The organism is Erysipelatoclostridium sp. DFI.2.3, from assembly GCF_019132535.1.
In the GTDB taxonomy this organism is placed as follows: domain Bacteria; phylum Bacillota_I; class Bacilli_A; order Erysipelotrichales; family Erysipelotrichaceae; genus Clostridium_AQ; species Clostridium_AQ innocuum.
Genome location: NZ_JAHOOJ010000013.1, coordinates 63,017 through 79,696 on the forward strand (window position 1 = coordinate 63,017; position 16,680 = coordinate 79,696).

Sequence of the window (16,680 nt, forward strand, 5' to 3'; positions counted from 1 at the left end):
GCTTGTCCCAGAAAGCTTGTTTTTTTCATAATATTCTTTATGATTAAGTACAGAGGTCAGTCCATCCGCAGCTGTTCCGCTGTCAAATGCTTTCTAACCTCTGTGATGAAAAGAAAGGAGGACAGTATGATGCAAAAGGAAGAATTCGAGAACTATAAGCATATGATTGTATCTGAGCAGCCTATTTTTCATGCCTACATCGATATGCGTTCAAATGTTCAATATCATATAAACGTATATGTTTCCCCCTGGTATAAAGCATACAATTATATTTTCTGGATTCAGAACACAACAAAGGATAAAAGCAGAGCCTTTCGTACGGAGCATGTTACACTCGCTACATTCCTTGCGAATTATGTGTCCAATGATAAAAACACACACGAGCATCTGATTCGCGAGTATCTATCAGAATGGATAAAAACCGGTGTTCTTAATGCTGAGGAAACTATCTTTTGAATGCATTTACAGTCTGCCTGTCTGTAAAAACAAACAGGCTTTTCTTGACTGTGCAGTGTATTGCGGTTATAATACACTTGAAGAGAGGTGAATGTGCATGAACTTACAGGATATACAGTTTAACAAGAAAGAACCAATGTATCCACAGCTCAGTCGCTATATCAAAAAGCTAATCCTTGCGGATGAGCTGAAGCATTATGAAGAGCTGCCAAGCCGCCGTGAGCTTGCACTTCAGCTCTCCATCAATCCTAACACGGTACAAAAAGCCTATAAACAGCTGGAAGATGAAGGTATTATAAAGACGATAAGCAATGTGAAAAGTGTAGTTATCGTCAATGAGAAAATTCTGGAAAAGCTGCGCAGTGAAATGATAGAGGAAACGATGAAGGAATTTGTAAAGGAGTGTCAGACAAGCGGCCTGGATTTTCAGCAGACGATTGTCTGGCTTACAAAGCTATGGAACACGTAATTTTTATTTCCATCAAGTGTATTGCGTGCGCAATACAGAAAGGAGACTGCGATGAAAGAGATTCGCTTATTTATTGAAAATACCTCTGCGCCTTATGTGAATAAGATCATATTCCTGTACGTGGATATCTTCCTCGTTCAGGTCGCGCTATGCTTTATCGGAATTACTGAGGATATCAACTCTATTATGCTTCTGGCATTCTATCCAAGCTTTCTGCTCCTGTTTCTGATACACAGGAAGCGCTATAAAACCTTTATGAGTGAAGGAGGCTTAACCCGGGTTCGTCTTCTGCCAATCCGGAAATCCACTTTTCTTTACAGTGAACTGCTGTTTCAATTCATGACCTATCTTGGTTTGCTTTGCACGCATTTTCTGACATGGACTGCTCTTTACTTCCTTATGGCAGATAAACAGCCGTTCCTAAGCAACACCTTTCTGTTTTTTCAGCTTTCTCAGGCAACCGCAACTACCTATATGCCCTTTACTACAGCTGTCATTCTTCTTGATTTATTAAAGCTGATCACGCTAACCTGTATCAGTACCCTTTTGTTAATCGGTATGGAAACATATAAAGGATTACAAACAGTCCTGCTGTATGTTGGTCTTCTGATTATTTTCCTCTTTATTAAGTTGATTCTGGCACAAATGATGCCGGATTTTCAGGTGATTGAGGACTGGTACGCAGTTGCTGCTATGCTGCTGCTTCTCCCTATACATGCAATACAATTGAAGGCTTTCTTCATGTGGAAAAGGAGGGTGATGAAATGAAAAAGACAACGAATTTTATGATTTTCATAGCTCTTGTTTCCATTTTATGTTTGAGTCTGCCTCTTATAATTGCCAGACAGGCAGCCTTTCCTTTACAGGATGTAATAGGAAATGCCTCCGCACTGCATGGTGTCAGCTTTGATGGTACCGTAAATCTGGAGGAGGCATCCATTTTGATATCCTATGATGAGCGTGCCAGAGAGTCTCATAAGATTACAAAACCACAGATTTATCCGGGCTCCTCCTATACATCCTTCACGTATGTATGTGAGGATGACTGTAAGGCGATCAGTGGCTGGGAGAAGGAAAAGGATCAAAATCAGACAGATGTAACCTCCTATAAACGGAAGCTGAATAAAGCATCCCTGTATGTATCCGTAATGCTGGCAGATACTCAACAGCTGGGGAATGATCTTGGCTTTATAAAAACCGAATTGTCTTATATCGCAGATCAAAAGCATATCCTTCTAGAAGACGGTATGTATGATGCGGAGGATAAAAAGTTAACTCCCGGATGGATCGAGCCGGAAAACATGGCAGAATCCGGTGGTACCACGCAGCCTGTTTATCATAATGGGTATTATTATATTCTTCCACCGAGTACCACGGCGATGAGCGGTCAGAATTATATCTATCGTGCAAAAAAAATGAAATATCCTGAAAGCTATAGCATTAATACAGATACGGAGCACGGCTATTACGCTATGAGCACATCTCTGAAGACAGAAAAGCTGACAAACGTAAGCATGGACCGAAATTATCTTGCATTGCAGATTTCATCAGACCATATGTTCGTATTCAGCGAAAAAAATCAAAAGCTGTATATTACAAAGTATGATCTTAACGGTAATTTGAAGGATGAAATCAGCATAAAGGACTTCCATTATTTTGATACCATTTATAAGAATGACAACTATCTTTGCTTCAGCTATGATGATACTATTCAGACATTGAATACGGATACCATGCAGCTCATCAGTGTTAAAAACAAGCAGCTTCTTTCAGATAGCGCTAATCAGGAGTATGTCAGCATTTATGATATTTTATATAAGAATGGCAGAATTTATGTTTCTATGAACGCAGATGCTGAATACTTTATGAACAAGGTCCTTGTTATAGAAAACGGTAAGACCCTGTATGTCGGTTCTCTGGATTTCTTAAAACTAAAGCCTTCTCTTACAGAACTGCCCGCGGACTGTTTTCCAGTTAAATTCAGGAGGTGAAGGAGCATGCTGAAACGTGAATTTATACAACATATACGCCGCCTTTGGAGAATTCTGCTGATAACCATTCTCGCCTATTTCATGGTCTCTGCCTTCATCATGCAGAGTATCGCATCAAATATCCGTTTGCTATACAGCAGCGATTCATGGATTGAGCTATTGCCGTTAGTCTATAACCTCTTTTATGGTGTTACGGTTTGTTTCTTTGTACTTATATTTTTCTACTATATCCTGCGGACACTGTTTGATTACCGTCAGGGCAAGACGCGATGGATGCTGCTGGCTTATACACAAAAGCCGCGCATTGTCGCAGATGCTCTCCTGTTGGCCATCCTATTGCTTGTCTTTTATCTGATTAGTCTAACAATTTTATATTTTGGATTTCAATATCACTTACAGCTGCTGGAAAATCAGCATCTGTTTCTCCCTGAGAAATATCAATCATTTACAACAATGCTCTCCATGCAGCTTGCTTTCCCCTTCTTATATCCTACATCTGTTACATCTATACTGTTTCTAATCAGTTTTTATGTATCTGTTGTTACAGGCGGCACCTCTGTGATATATGCGTGCCGATCAGAAATATCCTGCATGAGTGGTTGGCTGTATCCGAGCTATCTGCTGTTGATGTATCTGAGCTACACCTCATGGAAATCATATCTACTCATGCTGTTTATTTCCTTATTGTACAGTGCAATATTTATCATACAACTTAAAAAATGCTGTGATTATAAACAGCCGGGAGGTTACAAATGCTGAAGCTGGAAAACGTAAAAAAGCTGTACTCCAATAACCGGGGTCTGCGCAATACCACTATTGATTTTCAGGAAGGTGAGATTACAGGCATTCTGGGAAGAAACGGCAGCGGTAAGACTACATTGCTGAAAGGTATTCTAAACCTTCTGCCTCTGGATGATGGAATCATTACATGGAATGATAAATCCGTAGAGGAGCAGTTTGACAAGGTTGCCTTCATTACAGAGGATGGCAGTTATTTCCCCTATATGTCTTCAAAGGAATACGGAGATTTTCTATCTCTGTATTATCCTGCTTTCTCCAAAGAACGCTATTTTGAATTACTCGATCAATTTGAGGTAAGCAAAACAGATACTATACGCACGCTTTCCAAGGGTCAGCAGCTAAAGGTGGAAATCAGTGCTGGATTTGCAATGAACGCAAAGCTCATTATTCTGGATGAACCGTTTACCACACTGGATATCTATGCCAAGGAGGATACTGTCAGACAATTGATCGAGCAGGTGAAAGAAGATGTCATCATTTTGATTTCCACGCATAACATAGAAGAGATTGAAGCTGTGATTGACCGCTGTGTTGTCCTAGATGATGGAATGATCAAAGAAGATATCACAATGGATGAACTAAATGAAAGTGGTAAGGATTTACGAGCTCTGCTGGATCCTTATCGACCAGCTGTAAAGAAATAAATATATGAGGAGGTCTGTCTGTGCAAGGTAAAATATTCGCAATCCCCTATGCAGCATGGATTGCTGCATTTGTATTTGATGTCCTGATCATTATTGACAGCTATCCTGCAGCGCTGCTCCTGTTCCTGCTTTTATCATATCATAGTTATAAAAAGTTTTTTCTGAAACAGGCAGGCACCTATAAAATACTGATCTGCCTTGGTGGAGAAATTTTCTTATCACTGTTATGTATTCTCACGATAAGCACATTAAATCCCCCCTTATCCACAGACCAGACCACGTTATTATTCTTTCATCCAGCCGCTTGTTGCATATTGTCAGTTTCTGCCTATCTCATTCATAAAACCTTTAAAACCATGGATCACAGTCTTTTGAAAATTGTGAAATACAGATATCTCACAGAGTCAAAAGCTGCGGGCAGAAAAAAAGAAGCTGCATCACAAATTCATACACTCTTATAGAAGCTAAGAATTCAATCCGTTTATAGCATACGGCTGTTGAATTCTTTTTTCTGTACGTGGAAAGAATCTGTTTTGCTAAGCCTCTTTTTATAAATTAATGCTTAAAGTGTCGTACTCCTGTATAAACCATCGCAATTCCATGCTCATTGCATACGTCAATGGATAGCTGATCCTTAATGGAACCACCAGGCTGAATGATAGCAGTAACGCCTGCTTTTACAGCCTCCTCAACGGTATCCGGCATCGGGAAGAACGCATCGGAGCTCATGATTGAGCCTTTTGCTTTTTCTCCTGCCTGTTCAATGGCAATCTTCGCAGCACCGACACGGTTCATCTGACCGGCACCGACACCAATCGTCATATTGTCCTTTACAAGAACAATGGCATTGGATTTGACATGCTTAACCACCTTCCATGCGAACAACAGCTGTTCCAGCTCTTCCTCCGTTGGTTTGCGGTTTGTCACACAGCGAAGATCCTCTGCTGTAATTTTATGATCATCAATATCCTGCACAAGCAGACCGTCATTTACATTGGTAACCTTGTATTTGGCATTTACCTCCAATGAGGTATCCAGCTGCATCAGACGGATATTCTTCTTCTTGGACAAAATTTCAAATGCATCTTCATCAAATGCAGGTGCGATAATAATTTCAAGGAAGATTTTAGACAGCTTTTCTGCCACTGACGCATGAATCGGTTCATTGAAGGCAACAATACCACCGAAGATAGAAACCGGATCGGCCTCATACGCCTTATCCCATGCTTCCTCAATCGTTTTTCCAATACCGACACCGCAAGGATTCATATGCTTCAAGCCGACAACTGCCGGCTGCCCTTCAAAGTCCTTCAAAATTTCAATCGCTGCATTTCCGTCCTGTATATTATTATAGGAAAGCTCCTTGCCATGGAGCTGCTTTGCATTTGCCAGAGAATACTGTGGATTCATTCCCTTATAGAAAGCAGCACTCTGATGCGGGTTTTCTCCGTAGCGAAGCTCCTGTACCTTGTCAAAGGTGATGGTAAACTTCTCCGGATATTTCTCGCCTGTTCTTTCTGTCAGATAGCTTGCAATCATCGTGTCATAGCTTGCGGTATGACGGAATACCTTCGCTGCAAGGTATTCTCTTGTTGTAAGAGAAGTTTCCCCGTTTTCACGCAGCTCCTTTACTACAGCATCATAATCTGACGGATCACAGAGAACCGGAATAAACTTATAATTTTTTGAAGCACTGCGCAGCATGCTTGGACCGCCGATATCGATATTCTCAATGATTTCCTCATGACTGACACCCGGCTTCTGCACGGTTTCCTTGAATGGATACAGATTCACACATACCAGATCGATATACTGGATTCCCAGCTCTTCAATCTGTCGTACATGATCAGGGTTATCCCTCACACAAAGCAATGCCCCGTGAACCTTTGGATGCAGTGTTTTTACACGCCCATCCATGATTTCCGGAAAATCCGTTACCTCGGAAATTCCGATTGTCTTGATACCTGCAGCTTCCAGCGCTTTTTTTGTACCACCGGTAGAGATGATTTCATATCCCAGCTCTACCAGACTAGATACAAACGGAACCAGATTTGTTTTATCAGAAACACTGACTAATGCTCGCTTCATTATGCTTCCTCGCTTTCTATCATTTTACATACATGCTTTATTACTTTTGGAAACATGTCATACTCCAGGGCATGCACATGCTCTTCCAGGGTTTCCAGTGACCAGGTGGAATCGATCGTAATCTTTTCCTGATGGATGATTTCGCCCGTATCCACACCTTCATCTACAAAATGAACGGTAACCCCTGTGAAATCGACCTTTGCCTCATACGCATCCTGAATACTGTGGGCTCCCGGGAAATTGGGAAGATATGCCGGATGCAGATTGATGATGCGTCTTGGAAAGCTTTCCAGCAGGACCTTACCGATAAAACGCATATATCCGGCAAGAACAATCAGCTCCACCTGATGCTCCTTCAATATACTCAGAATTTTCTGTTCGTAAGGCTCCTTGCCTGCATATGCCTTCGGATTTACGTATACACAGGGTATATGCAGCTTTTCAGCACGCTCTTTCGCATAGGCATGCTCCTTATCGATAATCAGAACCTTGCAGACTGCATTGTTTACATGTCCGTTGTTTATTTCCTGAATAATATTCTCGAAATTGGAGCCGTTTCCGCTCGCAAAAATCGCAATATTTACCATTTTACATCCACGCTTCCACTATTTGTAACTTCACCGATGACATAGGATTCCTCATGAATTTCCTTCAACAGGCTCTGTACGGTGTCCACGTCTTTTTTATCGACAGCCATCATAAAGCCGATACCCATGTTGAATACATTGCACATTTCATCCATCGGAATATTTCCATATTTCGCAATCATATCAAAGATAGGCTTGTGAGGATAAGCTGTTGTATCAATGGTAACACCCTGTCCTTCCTTCAGCATTCTAGGCACATTTTCATAGAAGCCGCCTCCGGTGATGTGACTCATTCCCTTGATATCAACCTTGCCTAGCAGATGCTTGATTGCCTTGACATAGATCTTCGTCGGAGTTAACAGCACATCTCCCAGCTTCTGATTTCCGATTTCTTCATACTCCTTATGCAGATCCAGCTTGGCATCCTTTAACAATACCTTGCGGATCAAAGAGAATCCATTGGAATGTACGCCGGTACTTGGAAGACCGATCAGTACATTGCCTTCCTCGATTTTCTGTCCGTCCAGCAGATTGCATTTATCCACGGCACCCACACAGAAGCCGGCAATATCATAATGCTTCACATCATACATATCCGGCATTTCGGCAGTTTCCCCGCCGATCAGGGCACACTCTGCCTGCACACAGCCATCCGCTACACCCTTTACCAGCTGTTCGATTTTCTTCGGTTCATTTTTGCCTACTGCCAGATAATCCAGGAAGAAGATTGGTGCTGCCCCCTGTACCAGAACATCATTGACGCACATTGCCACAGCATCAATACCAACTGTGTCATGCTTATCCATTTCAAATGCCACAAGCAGCTTTGTACCAACACCATCGGTTCCGCTTACCAGAACCGGTTCCTTCATGTTTAATACGGAAAGATCAAACATACCGCCAAAGGCACCGATGGAATCAATTGCTCCCCTTACCTTTGTTCTAGCGACATGACTCTTAATCAGACGAACGGATTCATATCCGGCTTCCAGATCGACTCCGGCTTCTCTATACTTATCACTCATACACGTTCTCGCTTTCTTCTTTTATTTTTCCCAGGACATTTTATCATTGTCCGCTTTCTTTTCAACCGGTTTTTCCTCTACCGGCTTTACCGGTTTTTCAGGCTTTTTTTCATCCTGCTTCCTTACGCTGTCCACTGCCTGTACCACAACATTTGTATCGTTATCACTGGCTGGGATTCCGGAGAAATTCACATTTCTTGTGACCTTGGCATCATATGTATTCGCTCTGACGATTTCACCAAGATCAATACCGGTCGTTTCCTTCATGGATTCAAACAGCTTCGTCATGACACCGGGAACATTTCCGGCCACAGAATCAATGCTGCTGGAATCATTTCCGGAACCGATAACGGTGATCTTATCAATCTGTGTTAACGGCTCTGCAATCTTACCTGCCACATCCGGAAGAACCTTGATCAGCATTTCCGCCACGGCAGCTCCGGTATATTTCTGGTATGCCTCTGCTTTTTTATCCATTGCCTCTGCCTCGGCAATACCCTTTGCGCGAATGCTTCCGCCTCCGCTTCACCAACCAGCTGAATACCCTGTGCTTCCCGTTCACGGCTGTATCGGTCCGCATCCGCTTTTGCGCGCTGTGCTTCCGCTTCCTGCTGAATTTCGAACTTCTTTGCTTCTGCTTCCTTCTGACGCGTATACAGCTCTGCATCTGCTTTCTGCTGTACTGCGAATTTTTCAGCCTCCGCCTGTTTCTTGACCTCTGCCTCCAGTGCCTTTTCCTTAACCTCTGCCTCTTTTGACTTCAGAAGAACTTCCCGTTCCTGCTTCGCAATATTGGCATCCGCCGAGGTGACCTCAATCGTTTTTCTCTGATTTTCCTTTTCAATTTCATAAGCCGCATCTGCTGTCGCCTGCTTCACATCGGCAACCTTTTTCAGCTCTGCCTTCTGGATACTCAAATCATTGTTCTTGATTGCAATTTCACGCTCTGCCGCAACTCTGGCATCGTTTGCCTGACGATCGGCTTCCGCCTTTGCGATTGCGGCTTTCTTCTTGATCTGTGAAATATTATCAATACCCAGATCGTCAATAACCCCGTTTGCATCTGTGAAATTCTGAACATTGAAGCTGACGATATTCAGACCCATGGCCGCTAAATCCGGCATCGCATTTTCTTTTACCAGCTCAGCGAATTTCTGACGGTCACTCACCATTTCCTCCAGACGCATACGTCCAACGATTTCACGCATATTTCCCTCCAGAACCTCACGGGCAACGCGTGCCATGTAGTCACTGTTCTGATTCAGGAAGTTCTGTGCTGCAAGCTCCAGCTTATTGCTGTCACTGCCAACCTTAACATTTACTGCGGCATCTACCTGAATATTGATATAATCAGCGGTAGGTACCATACTGCTTGTTTTAACATCAATTGGAATCAGCTTCAGACTCAGCTTATCCAGACGCTCCAGAAACGGAATCTTGATACTTGCCTTTCCCACGATAATTTTCTTCCTCAAACCGGAAATGATATAGGCTGTGTCAGGCGGTGCCTTAACATAGCCTATTGTTACGATCAGAAGAAGCAAAATAATAACGATCGCCCCACCGATATAAGGCAGTAAGGATTGTATATCCATAATTGCTCCTCTTCTACGCATTTTGCGTTATCCTATATAGGTTTTGCTTCAATTGCTTCTCTTTTACGCATTTTGCCTATTCCTATATAGGTTTTGTTTTTATTTATTTCTGAAGTAGTTTACGCCATTCTGGAAAATATTCTGATATTTATCCCCATCAATATTTTTAAACAGTCCGTCTTCATAACGCTCACTGTGTCCCATCTTACCGAAGATTCTACCATCCAAGGAAGTAATACCTTCAATGGCATAGCTGGAACCGTTGATATTATAAGTACCATTCATCGTTGGATTGCCATCCAGATCTACATACTGTGTAGCAACCTGTCCGTTTTCAAACAGCTGCTTAGCAACCTCATCACTAACGACAAATTTACCTTCGCCATGTGACATCGCGATGGAATGTCCCTGTCCCGGTGTAAAGCTGGACAGCCATGGTGATTTGTTGGAGGTTATTTTCGTTGTCGCCATATGGGATACATGACGATTGATATTGTTTCTGAACAGAGTTGGTGATTCCTCACTCAGCTTGGTAATATCTCCATATGGCAGCAGACCGGATTTGATCAGTGCCTGGAATCCATTACAGATACCGAGAATCAGACCATCATTTGCCAACAGTGTCTGCACAGCCTTGTTTACGGAAGGATTGCTTAAGACATTGGCGATAAATTTACCGCTTCCATCCGGTTCATCCCCACTGGAGAAGCCGCCGACAACCATCAGAATCTGAGCCGATGCAATTTTTTCACTCAGCTCCTTCAAACTGCGTTCAATGCTTTCTACATTCAGATTGTTAAAGACATAGATTTCAGCTTCCGCACCTGCGCGCTCAAACTGCTGTTTTGTATCATATTCACAGTTCTGTCCAGGGAATACCGGAATAATAACCTTAGGCTTGTCTATCGTCTTTTTCGCATGAACACGCTCGTTTGCAGTATACTCCGGTGTTTCAATAACACCCTTTTCCTGATCCACTGTCATTGGATACATGGTGTTGTAGCGCTCACACCATGCGGTGATAGCTTTATCGATTGTGATGCATTCCTCATTGATGCAGATCGTGTCGGCATCCGTCGTTTTCCCAAGTAATACAAAGGCTTCATCGTAAATCGCTTCACTGCTCTCCACAACAATGCTTCCGATACTGAGATCAAAGATATGTTCGCTTGTCTTCACCTCAACACCGATTTTATTACCGAAGCTCATCTTGCATAGTGCTTCCGCAAGTCCTCCGAATTTCACAGTTGCGGCTGAGCAAATCACGCCTTTACGAATCAGCTCACGCACCTTGGCGAAGTTTGCTTTCAGTTCTTCATAATTCGGTGTTTGATTATCGTTCGGTGTATGCTTTATGTAATAGATATGATGTCCGGCTTCCTTGAACTCCGGTGAAATAATATGCTCTGTTTTTTCCGTTGTGACCGCAAAGGTAATCAAGGTTGGCGGAACACTGATGTCGTTAAATGTTCCGGACATGGAATCCTTACCACCGATGGCTGGAGTTTCAAATGCCATTTCCGCTTCAATCAGCCCCAGCAGTGCCTGCATTGGTTTTCCCCATTTTTCAGGATCGGTATGCAGTCGCTCAAAGTACTCCTGATTTGTCAGACGGCAGGTTTCATAGTTGCCACCCATGGCAGTAACACGGGCAAGTGCTTCAACAACAGAATAGCTGGCACCAAGATACGGAGAGTATAGCGACAGCTCCGGATGATAGCCGTGTGTCATGATGGAGCATGTATTGGTAAAGCCGAATACCGGCAGCTTCTGTACACTTCCTTCAGTTTCCGTTAACTGATATTTTCCGCCAAATGGCATGAGTACGGTTGATTTTCCAATGGAAGCATCAAACATTTCCGCAAGTCCGATCTGGGACGCCACATTGGGCTGTTTCAGGTTTTCTTCCACAGAGGTCACTTTGCTGTGGAATGGGTCGGTATCACTCAGGCCCTCACGGATCAGTACATCCTGGAGTCCGCGGACACCGTTGGTATCCAGAAAATCACGGGAGATGTTTACGATTTCTTCTCCATGGAAGCTCATCACCAGACGGCGCTCCTCTGTAACGACTGCGACAATGCAGGAATCCAGATTCTCTTCATATGCAAGCTGCTTGAATTCCTCAAATTTATCCGCTTCAATCAAAACAGCCATACGTTCCTGTGATTCAGAAATGGCAAGCTCTGTTCCGGATAAACCACTGTATTTTACAGGAACCTTATCCAGGTCAATTCTCAATCCATCCGCAATTTCACCTACTGCGACACTCACACCGCCGGCACCGAAGTCATTTGCCTTTTTGATCAGTTTCGTTGCCTTCGGATTACGGAACAATCTTTGCAGCTTACGCTCGATTGGCGCATTTCCCTTCTGAACCTCGCTGGAACATTTTGTAAGAGAGGTATCGTTATGCTCCTTACTGGAACCGGTTGCTCCACCGACACCGTCACGACCGGTTGCTCCACCAATCAGTACGACAATATCTCCGGTTTCCGGTTTTTTACGCACAACATTTTCTTTTGGTGCGGCGCCTACGACTGCACCTACCTCCATACGTTTTGCGACATAGCCGTCATTGAAGATTTCCTTTACATAGGTAGTTGCCAGACCAATCTGGTTCCCGTAGGAGGAATATCCTGCGGCAGCCCCCTTTGATATGCGGCTCTGCGGCAGCTTGTTTGGAAGTGCTTCTTTAATATCCTTTGTAATATCTCCGGCACCTGTGATACGCATTGCCTGATATACATAGCTTCTTCCGGACAGCGGATCACGAATTGCTCCGCCGATGCACGTGCTTGCACCGCCGAACGGTTCAATCTCCGTCGGATGATTGTGTGTTTCATTTTTAAACATCAACAGCCACTGCTGATCCTCACCATCTACATCCACGGTTACTTCAATGGAACATGCATTGATTTCATCGCTGATTTCCATATCATCCAGCTTACCTGTTTTCCGCAGATATTTACCCGCGATGGTAGCCATATCCATCAGCGTCACAAATTTCTTATTATCATGTACATCTTTTCTCAGCTTCAGATACAGCTCATATGCCTTCTGTATGGTATCCTGCAGACTGCCTGCATCAATCTTTACATTCTGAAGGATCGTTTCAAAGGTTGTATGACGACAGTGATCAGACCAGTAGGTATCCAGTACCTTCAGCTCTGTCAGCGTCAGATCACGCTCTTCCTCTTCCCTGAAGTATTTCTGAATATGCTGAACATCCGCCAGCGTCATAGCCAGCCCCTGTTCACTGCGCAATGCCTCCAGACCTGCTTCATCCAGATCACGGAAGCCACTTAAAACAGGTACCGGTTCAATCTCCACATCCTCCTCATACCCAAGTACGGCAAGATCCTTTTCTCTCATCTCTACCGGGTTGATCAGGTATTTCTTGACAGCCTGAATTTCTTCATCTGTAACACTGCCCTCCAGAATGACGATACGTCCGCTTTTGATTACAACATCCTGCTTGTTATTCAACAGCATCAGACACTGCTGTGCGCTGTCCGCACGCTGGTCATACTGTCCTGGCAGGCATTCATATGCAATAAAGGTTTTTCCCTTCAGATCAATCTCATCAAAAACCTCATCCGTTACCTTCTCACTCAGAACCTTTTCTTTCAGAAGCTCCATGTCATGTTTATCCCCATGGAAGACATCATATACGTTATACATCTGTACACCCTGCAATCCTGAAAGATTCAGATTCTGCTTCAGTTCATGAAACAAAGAAGCGGATTCCACCTGAAATGCTTCCTTTTTCTTCACAAATACGCGATAATTCATAGTATATTCACCTTTCCCTATTCCACTTCAATCACGGAATCTTTGATTACTTTTTCTGCCATGGAAGCCTTGAATGCGACCATTTTTTCAGCCATTGCTTCGTCGCTTAACGCAAGCATCTGTGCTGCCAGAATAGCGGCATTCTTTGCGCCTGCTTTTCCGATTGCGACTGTTGCGACCGGGATTCCTCCAGGCATCTGGACAGTGGACAGCAAGGAATCCATTCCACCCAGTGCACTTGTTTGAATCGGAACGCCGATTACCGGCAGTGTTGTGCTGGATGCGATAACTCCACCCAAATGAGCAGCTCCGCCTGCAGCCGCAATAATAACCTTGATTCCACGATCCTTGGCACCTTCTGCCAGTTTGATAACTTCATTCGGTGTCCGATGGGCACTTAATGCATGTGCTTCAAAAGGAATACCGAATTCCTTCAGCTGGTTGAAACAGTTCTCCATTGTTGGCAAGTCGGAACGGCTTCCCATTAAAATACTGACGACAGGTTTGATTTCACTCATTTGTTTTTCCTCCTTGAAATAAAAAAATACATATCGTTTTCACCAATATGTACACTAAAAACCGTTAAATTGTGTAATTGTTATAGCGTATCTTCTTAAGACCATAAGTAAGACCTCCTATAAAAATTATAAAGACGCACCTGCCTGCAATATAAAAAGCAAACAAGTACGTCCCAGAACAAAAAGAAAGAGTAATTGTTTGCTTGTAGCCCGTTCGTTTACGGTGAACGGCTAGAAACTCCCTGACCTTATTACAGGGTATATACAAGCATGTATGTCAATACATGTCTATTTTACTAGAAACCTGATTTTATTACAATAGATAAAGTGAATTTTCTTATCTGATTTTCTCAATTTCGGATTCCTGAGGAAACTACGGGATATGTATGCGGTTTATTCAGAATATAGGCGTATTCTTTTTCATGCTTTATAACTATATACTTTCAAAATTATCCTATCCAAATTACTTATCATATCGTATTATATCAACTCCATACGCATCCTATATCCATAAAAAGCATTTTCTTGCATCTTTATTCTGATAATTTTTGAATCATAAGACGCAATAAAGAGGTTTCAGAGAACATTATAATTTCGACTAACAAATAAGCGATGAAAAATAGCAAACAATTATTTAAAAAAACCGTGAAACCAGACTTTCTAGTTATCACAGCTTTTTTTAATGTAAAGCATTCAAATATCTTTCAAGGATGTAATTACACAGGACTTTTTATGGAATGCTATTCCATATCCTATAATATCTTCATAGCCATCTGCATACAATCCCTCTATATATTTCTGATTTTTGATTTGTTCACAAGCCTTTTCTGCCATCGGCTTTAGGTCCGCAACCTGTCAAAATACCTTTTTCTAAAGCATCATTTGTTTTAAGGGCTGCACTAAACACATGCCTGAGAAAGTCTACCATTTCATCATAGTAGCCATTCAAATATGCAGTCTGTAAAGGAACATCACGCCATGGGCGGGCAGCGCCTATTCATCAATCAGAATAATGACTTTTTTCTGAAAATGCAGTTGCATACAAATACTGATTTTAAACAAAGCATCCATTAAGTTGCTTATGGTTGAGGTCTCATTTTGATACTGTGTCAACAAATTTTTCTGTGCAGTATTTAACATTGGACTATTCAGCAATTCCGGATTTGCATTAACAATGTCTGAAATTATAGAACCGAATTTCTCAATCTGCATCTTATAATCAGCTCTTTTCATATCCTTTAAGGTGATGAATCAACTGGATATGCATGCTGATGAAGCAAAGCATCACAATCATTTGAAATTTCAAGATTATCAAAAAGATACGCATTCTCTTTCTCTTTCATAGAAAAGAAATAATATAGCACGCCTGGATGGGCAGCGCCTACTCATATTTAATGTTTTTCCCGCTACTAGCGCGCCTCTTGTCGGATACCAAAGGTATCGATACTATTCTGTGAAACCGACGCGGTCTTGTGTACAGTGCAACTTTTTCATTAAGCACTTCCTTAATGAATAGGGTTTTATCAACATAATAATAACCTTCATCTATCATAGTTTGAAGTTCTCTATACCAATTGGCAAACAATTCATTCTCCCTTGTGTGTTTATTATACCACGCTATGAATCACGAACAAAAGGAAAATGGCATGGATAGAACAAGTTATGCAATAGAAACTTCAAGTTAGGATTCCCTTATCATACCTGAAAATATTTTCGTCCTACAGCAGTGAAATCTGACGGATATGCTTATCCTCCCGTATCGTAATCTTGTCCTCTTCATCAAGGTGTCCCAGCAGGACGCTGCTTTGCGGATCATGGAGCTTCATTCTTTCCGCAATCTGTTTTTCATTATAATTGGCATAGCAGTACCGACAGCCGTGCGGACAACAGTTATAATCACCGATATCAACCGTCGGCATGCAGCCACAGACAGATCGCACACCCTTTCCCTGAATATGATCCAAGGAATGCTGTACCAGTCTCTCAAGCTTTTTACGATCCATACAGAGTCCCTTGTGAATATGATAGGGGGAAAGATCAATATCCTCTGCACATGTTTGTATATGTACAGCATAGCGCTCAGCGACACTGCCCAGTGCCTTTCCGACATCCAGCATATCCTGTCGGCGCATTTCCTGTAGCTGCATACGCTTCTGATTGCCTGCCGTATTCTTATACATATCCACAAATGAAATGATAATTGTATCCACATAGCCCTCCAACTGGCTGCACAGCTTTTCAAATGCCCGCCGATGGTACTCCACGGTATATTTGGGAGTAAGCAGGATCGGGTCATAGCGAACGATTACACGATCCTTTCCCAGTCGCAGTGACATTTCTCTTACCGCATTTACGATTTCCTTTTTGGATGCTACATGTTCCTCGATATCCTCATGATAAGGTGTCAGCGTAATCTGAAACTGATAGAGAAAGGGTACTTCCTCCAGTCTGTTCATCATGGGAATCGGATTTTTTGTACAAAACAGAATACCATCAATATTTTGTTCATTCAGATAAATACGACTGATTTGATGAGGATTGAACGGGTTTCTAACATCCACGAAGCCTTCCTGAAGCCGATTGAAAAACCATGTGCTGTAGAATGCCGGTATATCACAGCGTCCGCTTACAAAAAGTATCATGCTATCCCTCATTTCTTTTCTTATACTATACCATAACCTTCATTCGAACTGCACGAATTTGGTTTCTAT

General features: G+C 42.5%; 17 protein-coding genes and 1 riboswitch. Of the genes, 6 read left to right on the top strand and 11 right to left on the bottom strand.

Annotation, left to right across the window (positions count from 1 at the left end; translation table 11 throughout):
* Nucleotides 1-126 precede the first annotated feature (126 nt).
* From KSZ58_RS14145 to KSZ58_RS14170, 6 genes are all read left to right on the top strand, one after another.
* On the top strand, nucleotides 127-456 hold the full coding sequence (locus KSZ58_RS14145; protein WP_008818070.1) for a hypothetical protein: 330 nt from the start codon (nucleotides 127-129) through the stop codon (nucleotides 454-456).
* Between the two features lie 97 nt (nucleotides 457-553).
* Nucleotides 554-925 carry a GntR family transcriptional regulator gene (locus KSZ58_RS14150; protein WP_002606753.1) on the top strand — a complete coding sequence of 124 codons (372 nt, stop codon included), beginning with the start codon at nucleotides 554-556 and terminating at the stop codon, nucleotides 923-925.
* A gap of 51 nt (nucleotides 926-976) precedes the next feature.
* Nucleotides 977-1,693 (top strand): hypothetical protein, encoded by a 717-nt coding sequence (locus tag KSZ58_RS14155; RefSeq protein ID WP_009270107.1) that lies wholly within the window; start codon nucleotides 977-979, stop codon nucleotides 1,691-1,693.
* Nucleotides 1,690-2,916, top strand: a complete 1,227-nt coding sequence (locus KSZ58_RS14160; protein ID WP_009270106.1) for a hypothetical protein — start codon at nucleotides 1,690-1,692, stop codon at nucleotides 2,914-2,916. The genes KSZ58_RS14155 and KSZ58_RS14160 overlap by 4 nt, the downstream gene beginning before the upstream one ends.
* 6 nt (nucleotides 2,917-2,922) lie before the next feature.
* Nucleotides 2,923-3,675: a hypothetical protein gene (locus tag KSZ58_RS14165; RefSeq protein ID WP_008818065.1), complete on the top strand. Its 753-nt coding sequence runs from the start codon at nucleotides 2,923-2,925 to the stop codon at nucleotides 3,673-3,675.
* Nucleotides 3,669-4,361, top strand: a complete 693-nt coding sequence (locus tag KSZ58_RS14170) for an ATP-binding cassette domain-containing protein (protein WP_008818064.1) — start codon at nucleotides 3,669-3,671, stop codon at nucleotides 4,359-4,361. The genes KSZ58_RS14165 and KSZ58_RS14170 overlap by 7 nt, the downstream gene beginning before the upstream one ends.
* Nucleotides 4,362-4,916: 555 nt before the next feature.
* Here the strand turns inward: KSZ58_RS14170 and purH are convergent.
* From purH to KSZ58_RS14220, 11 genes are all read right to left on the bottom strand, one after another.
* Nucleotides 4,917-6,449 carry a bifunctional phosphoribosylaminoimidazolecarboxamide formyltransferase/IMP cyclohydrolase gene (purH, locus tag KSZ58_RS14175; RefSeq protein WP_008818062.1) on the bottom strand — a complete coding sequence of 511 codons (1,533 nt, stop codon included), beginning with the start codon at nucleotides 6,447-6,449 and terminating at the stop codon, nucleotides 4,917-4,919.
* Nucleotides 6,449-7,036, bottom strand: coding sequence for a phosphoribosylglycinamide formyltransferase (gene purN / locus KSZ58_RS14180; RefSeq protein WP_008818061.1), 588 nt, complete (start codon nucleotides 7,034-7,036; stop codon nucleotides 6,449-6,451). Before purN ends, purH begins: the two co-directional genes overlap by 1 nt.
* Nucleotides 7,030-8,061: a phosphoribosylformylglycinamidine cyclo-ligase gene (gene purM, locus KSZ58_RS14185; RefSeq protein ID WP_008818060.1), complete on the bottom strand. Its 1,032-nt coding sequence runs from the start codon at nucleotides 8,059-8,061 to the stop codon at nucleotides 7,030-7,032. The genes purN and purM overlap by 7 nt, the downstream gene beginning before the upstream one ends.
* A gap of 21 nt (nucleotides 8,062-8,082) precedes the next feature.
* Nucleotides 8,083-8,538 carry a hypothetical protein gene (locus KSZ58_RS23495; RefSeq protein ID WP_009270104.1) on the bottom strand — a complete coding sequence of 152 codons (456 nt, stop codon included), beginning with the start codon at nucleotides 8,536-8,538 and terminating at the stop codon, nucleotides 8,083-8,085.
* Entirely contained in the window at nucleotides 8,478-9,656 is a 1,179-nt protein-coding gene (locus KSZ58_RS14190) for a flotillin family protein (RefSeq protein ID WP_021420156.1), read from the bottom strand. The genes KSZ58_RS23495 and KSZ58_RS14190 overlap by 61 nt, the downstream gene beginning before the upstream one ends.
* 99 nt (nucleotides 9,657-9,755) lie before the next feature.
* Nucleotides 9,756-13,451, bottom strand: a complete 3,696-nt coding sequence (locus KSZ58_RS14195; RefSeq protein WP_009270102.1) for a phosphoribosylformylglycinamidine synthase — start codon at nucleotides 13,449-13,451, stop codon at nucleotides 9,756-9,758.
* Nucleotides 13,452-13,468: 17 nt separating this feature from the next.
* The gene (purE, locus tag KSZ58_RS14200; RefSeq protein ID WP_002606742.1) at nucleotides 13,469-13,969 is read right to left on the bottom strand and encodes a 5-(carboxyamino)imidazole ribonucleotide mutase; all 501 of its coding nucleotides are present in this window, start codon (nucleotides 13,967-13,969) and stop codon (nucleotides 13,469-13,471) included.
* Nucleotides 13,970-14,155: 186 nt separating this feature from the next.
* A riboswitch (purine riboswitch) is annotated at nucleotides 14,156-14,257 on the bottom strand.
* A gap of 405 nt (nucleotides 14,258-14,662) precedes the next feature.
* Nucleotides 14,663-14,803 (bottom strand): hypothetical protein, encoded by a 141-nt coding sequence (locus tag KSZ58_RS14205; RefSeq protein WP_009270101.1) that lies wholly within the window; start codon nucleotides 14,801-14,803, stop codon nucleotides 14,663-14,665.
* A gap of 159 nt (nucleotides 14,804-14,962) precedes the next feature.
* Nucleotides 14,963-15,202, bottom strand: a complete 240-nt coding sequence (locus KSZ58_RS14210) for a hypothetical protein (RefSeq protein ID WP_040014062.1) — start codon at nucleotides 15,200-15,202, stop codon at nucleotides 14,963-14,965.
* 148 nt (nucleotides 15,203-15,350) lie between these two features.
* Entirely contained in the window at nucleotides 15,351-15,521 is a 171-nt protein-coding gene (locus tag KSZ58_RS22775; RefSeq protein WP_224727366.1) for an AAA family ATPase, read from the bottom strand.
* Nucleotides 15,522-15,687: 166 nt separating this feature from the next.
* The gene (locus tag KSZ58_RS14220) at nucleotides 15,688-16,611 is read right to left on the bottom strand and encodes a DUF1848 domain-containing protein (protein ID WP_008818056.1); all 924 of its coding nucleotides are present in this window, start codon (nucleotides 16,609-16,611) and stop codon (nucleotides 15,688-15,690) included.
* Between the last annotated feature and the right edge of the window lie 69 nt (nucleotides 16,612-16,680).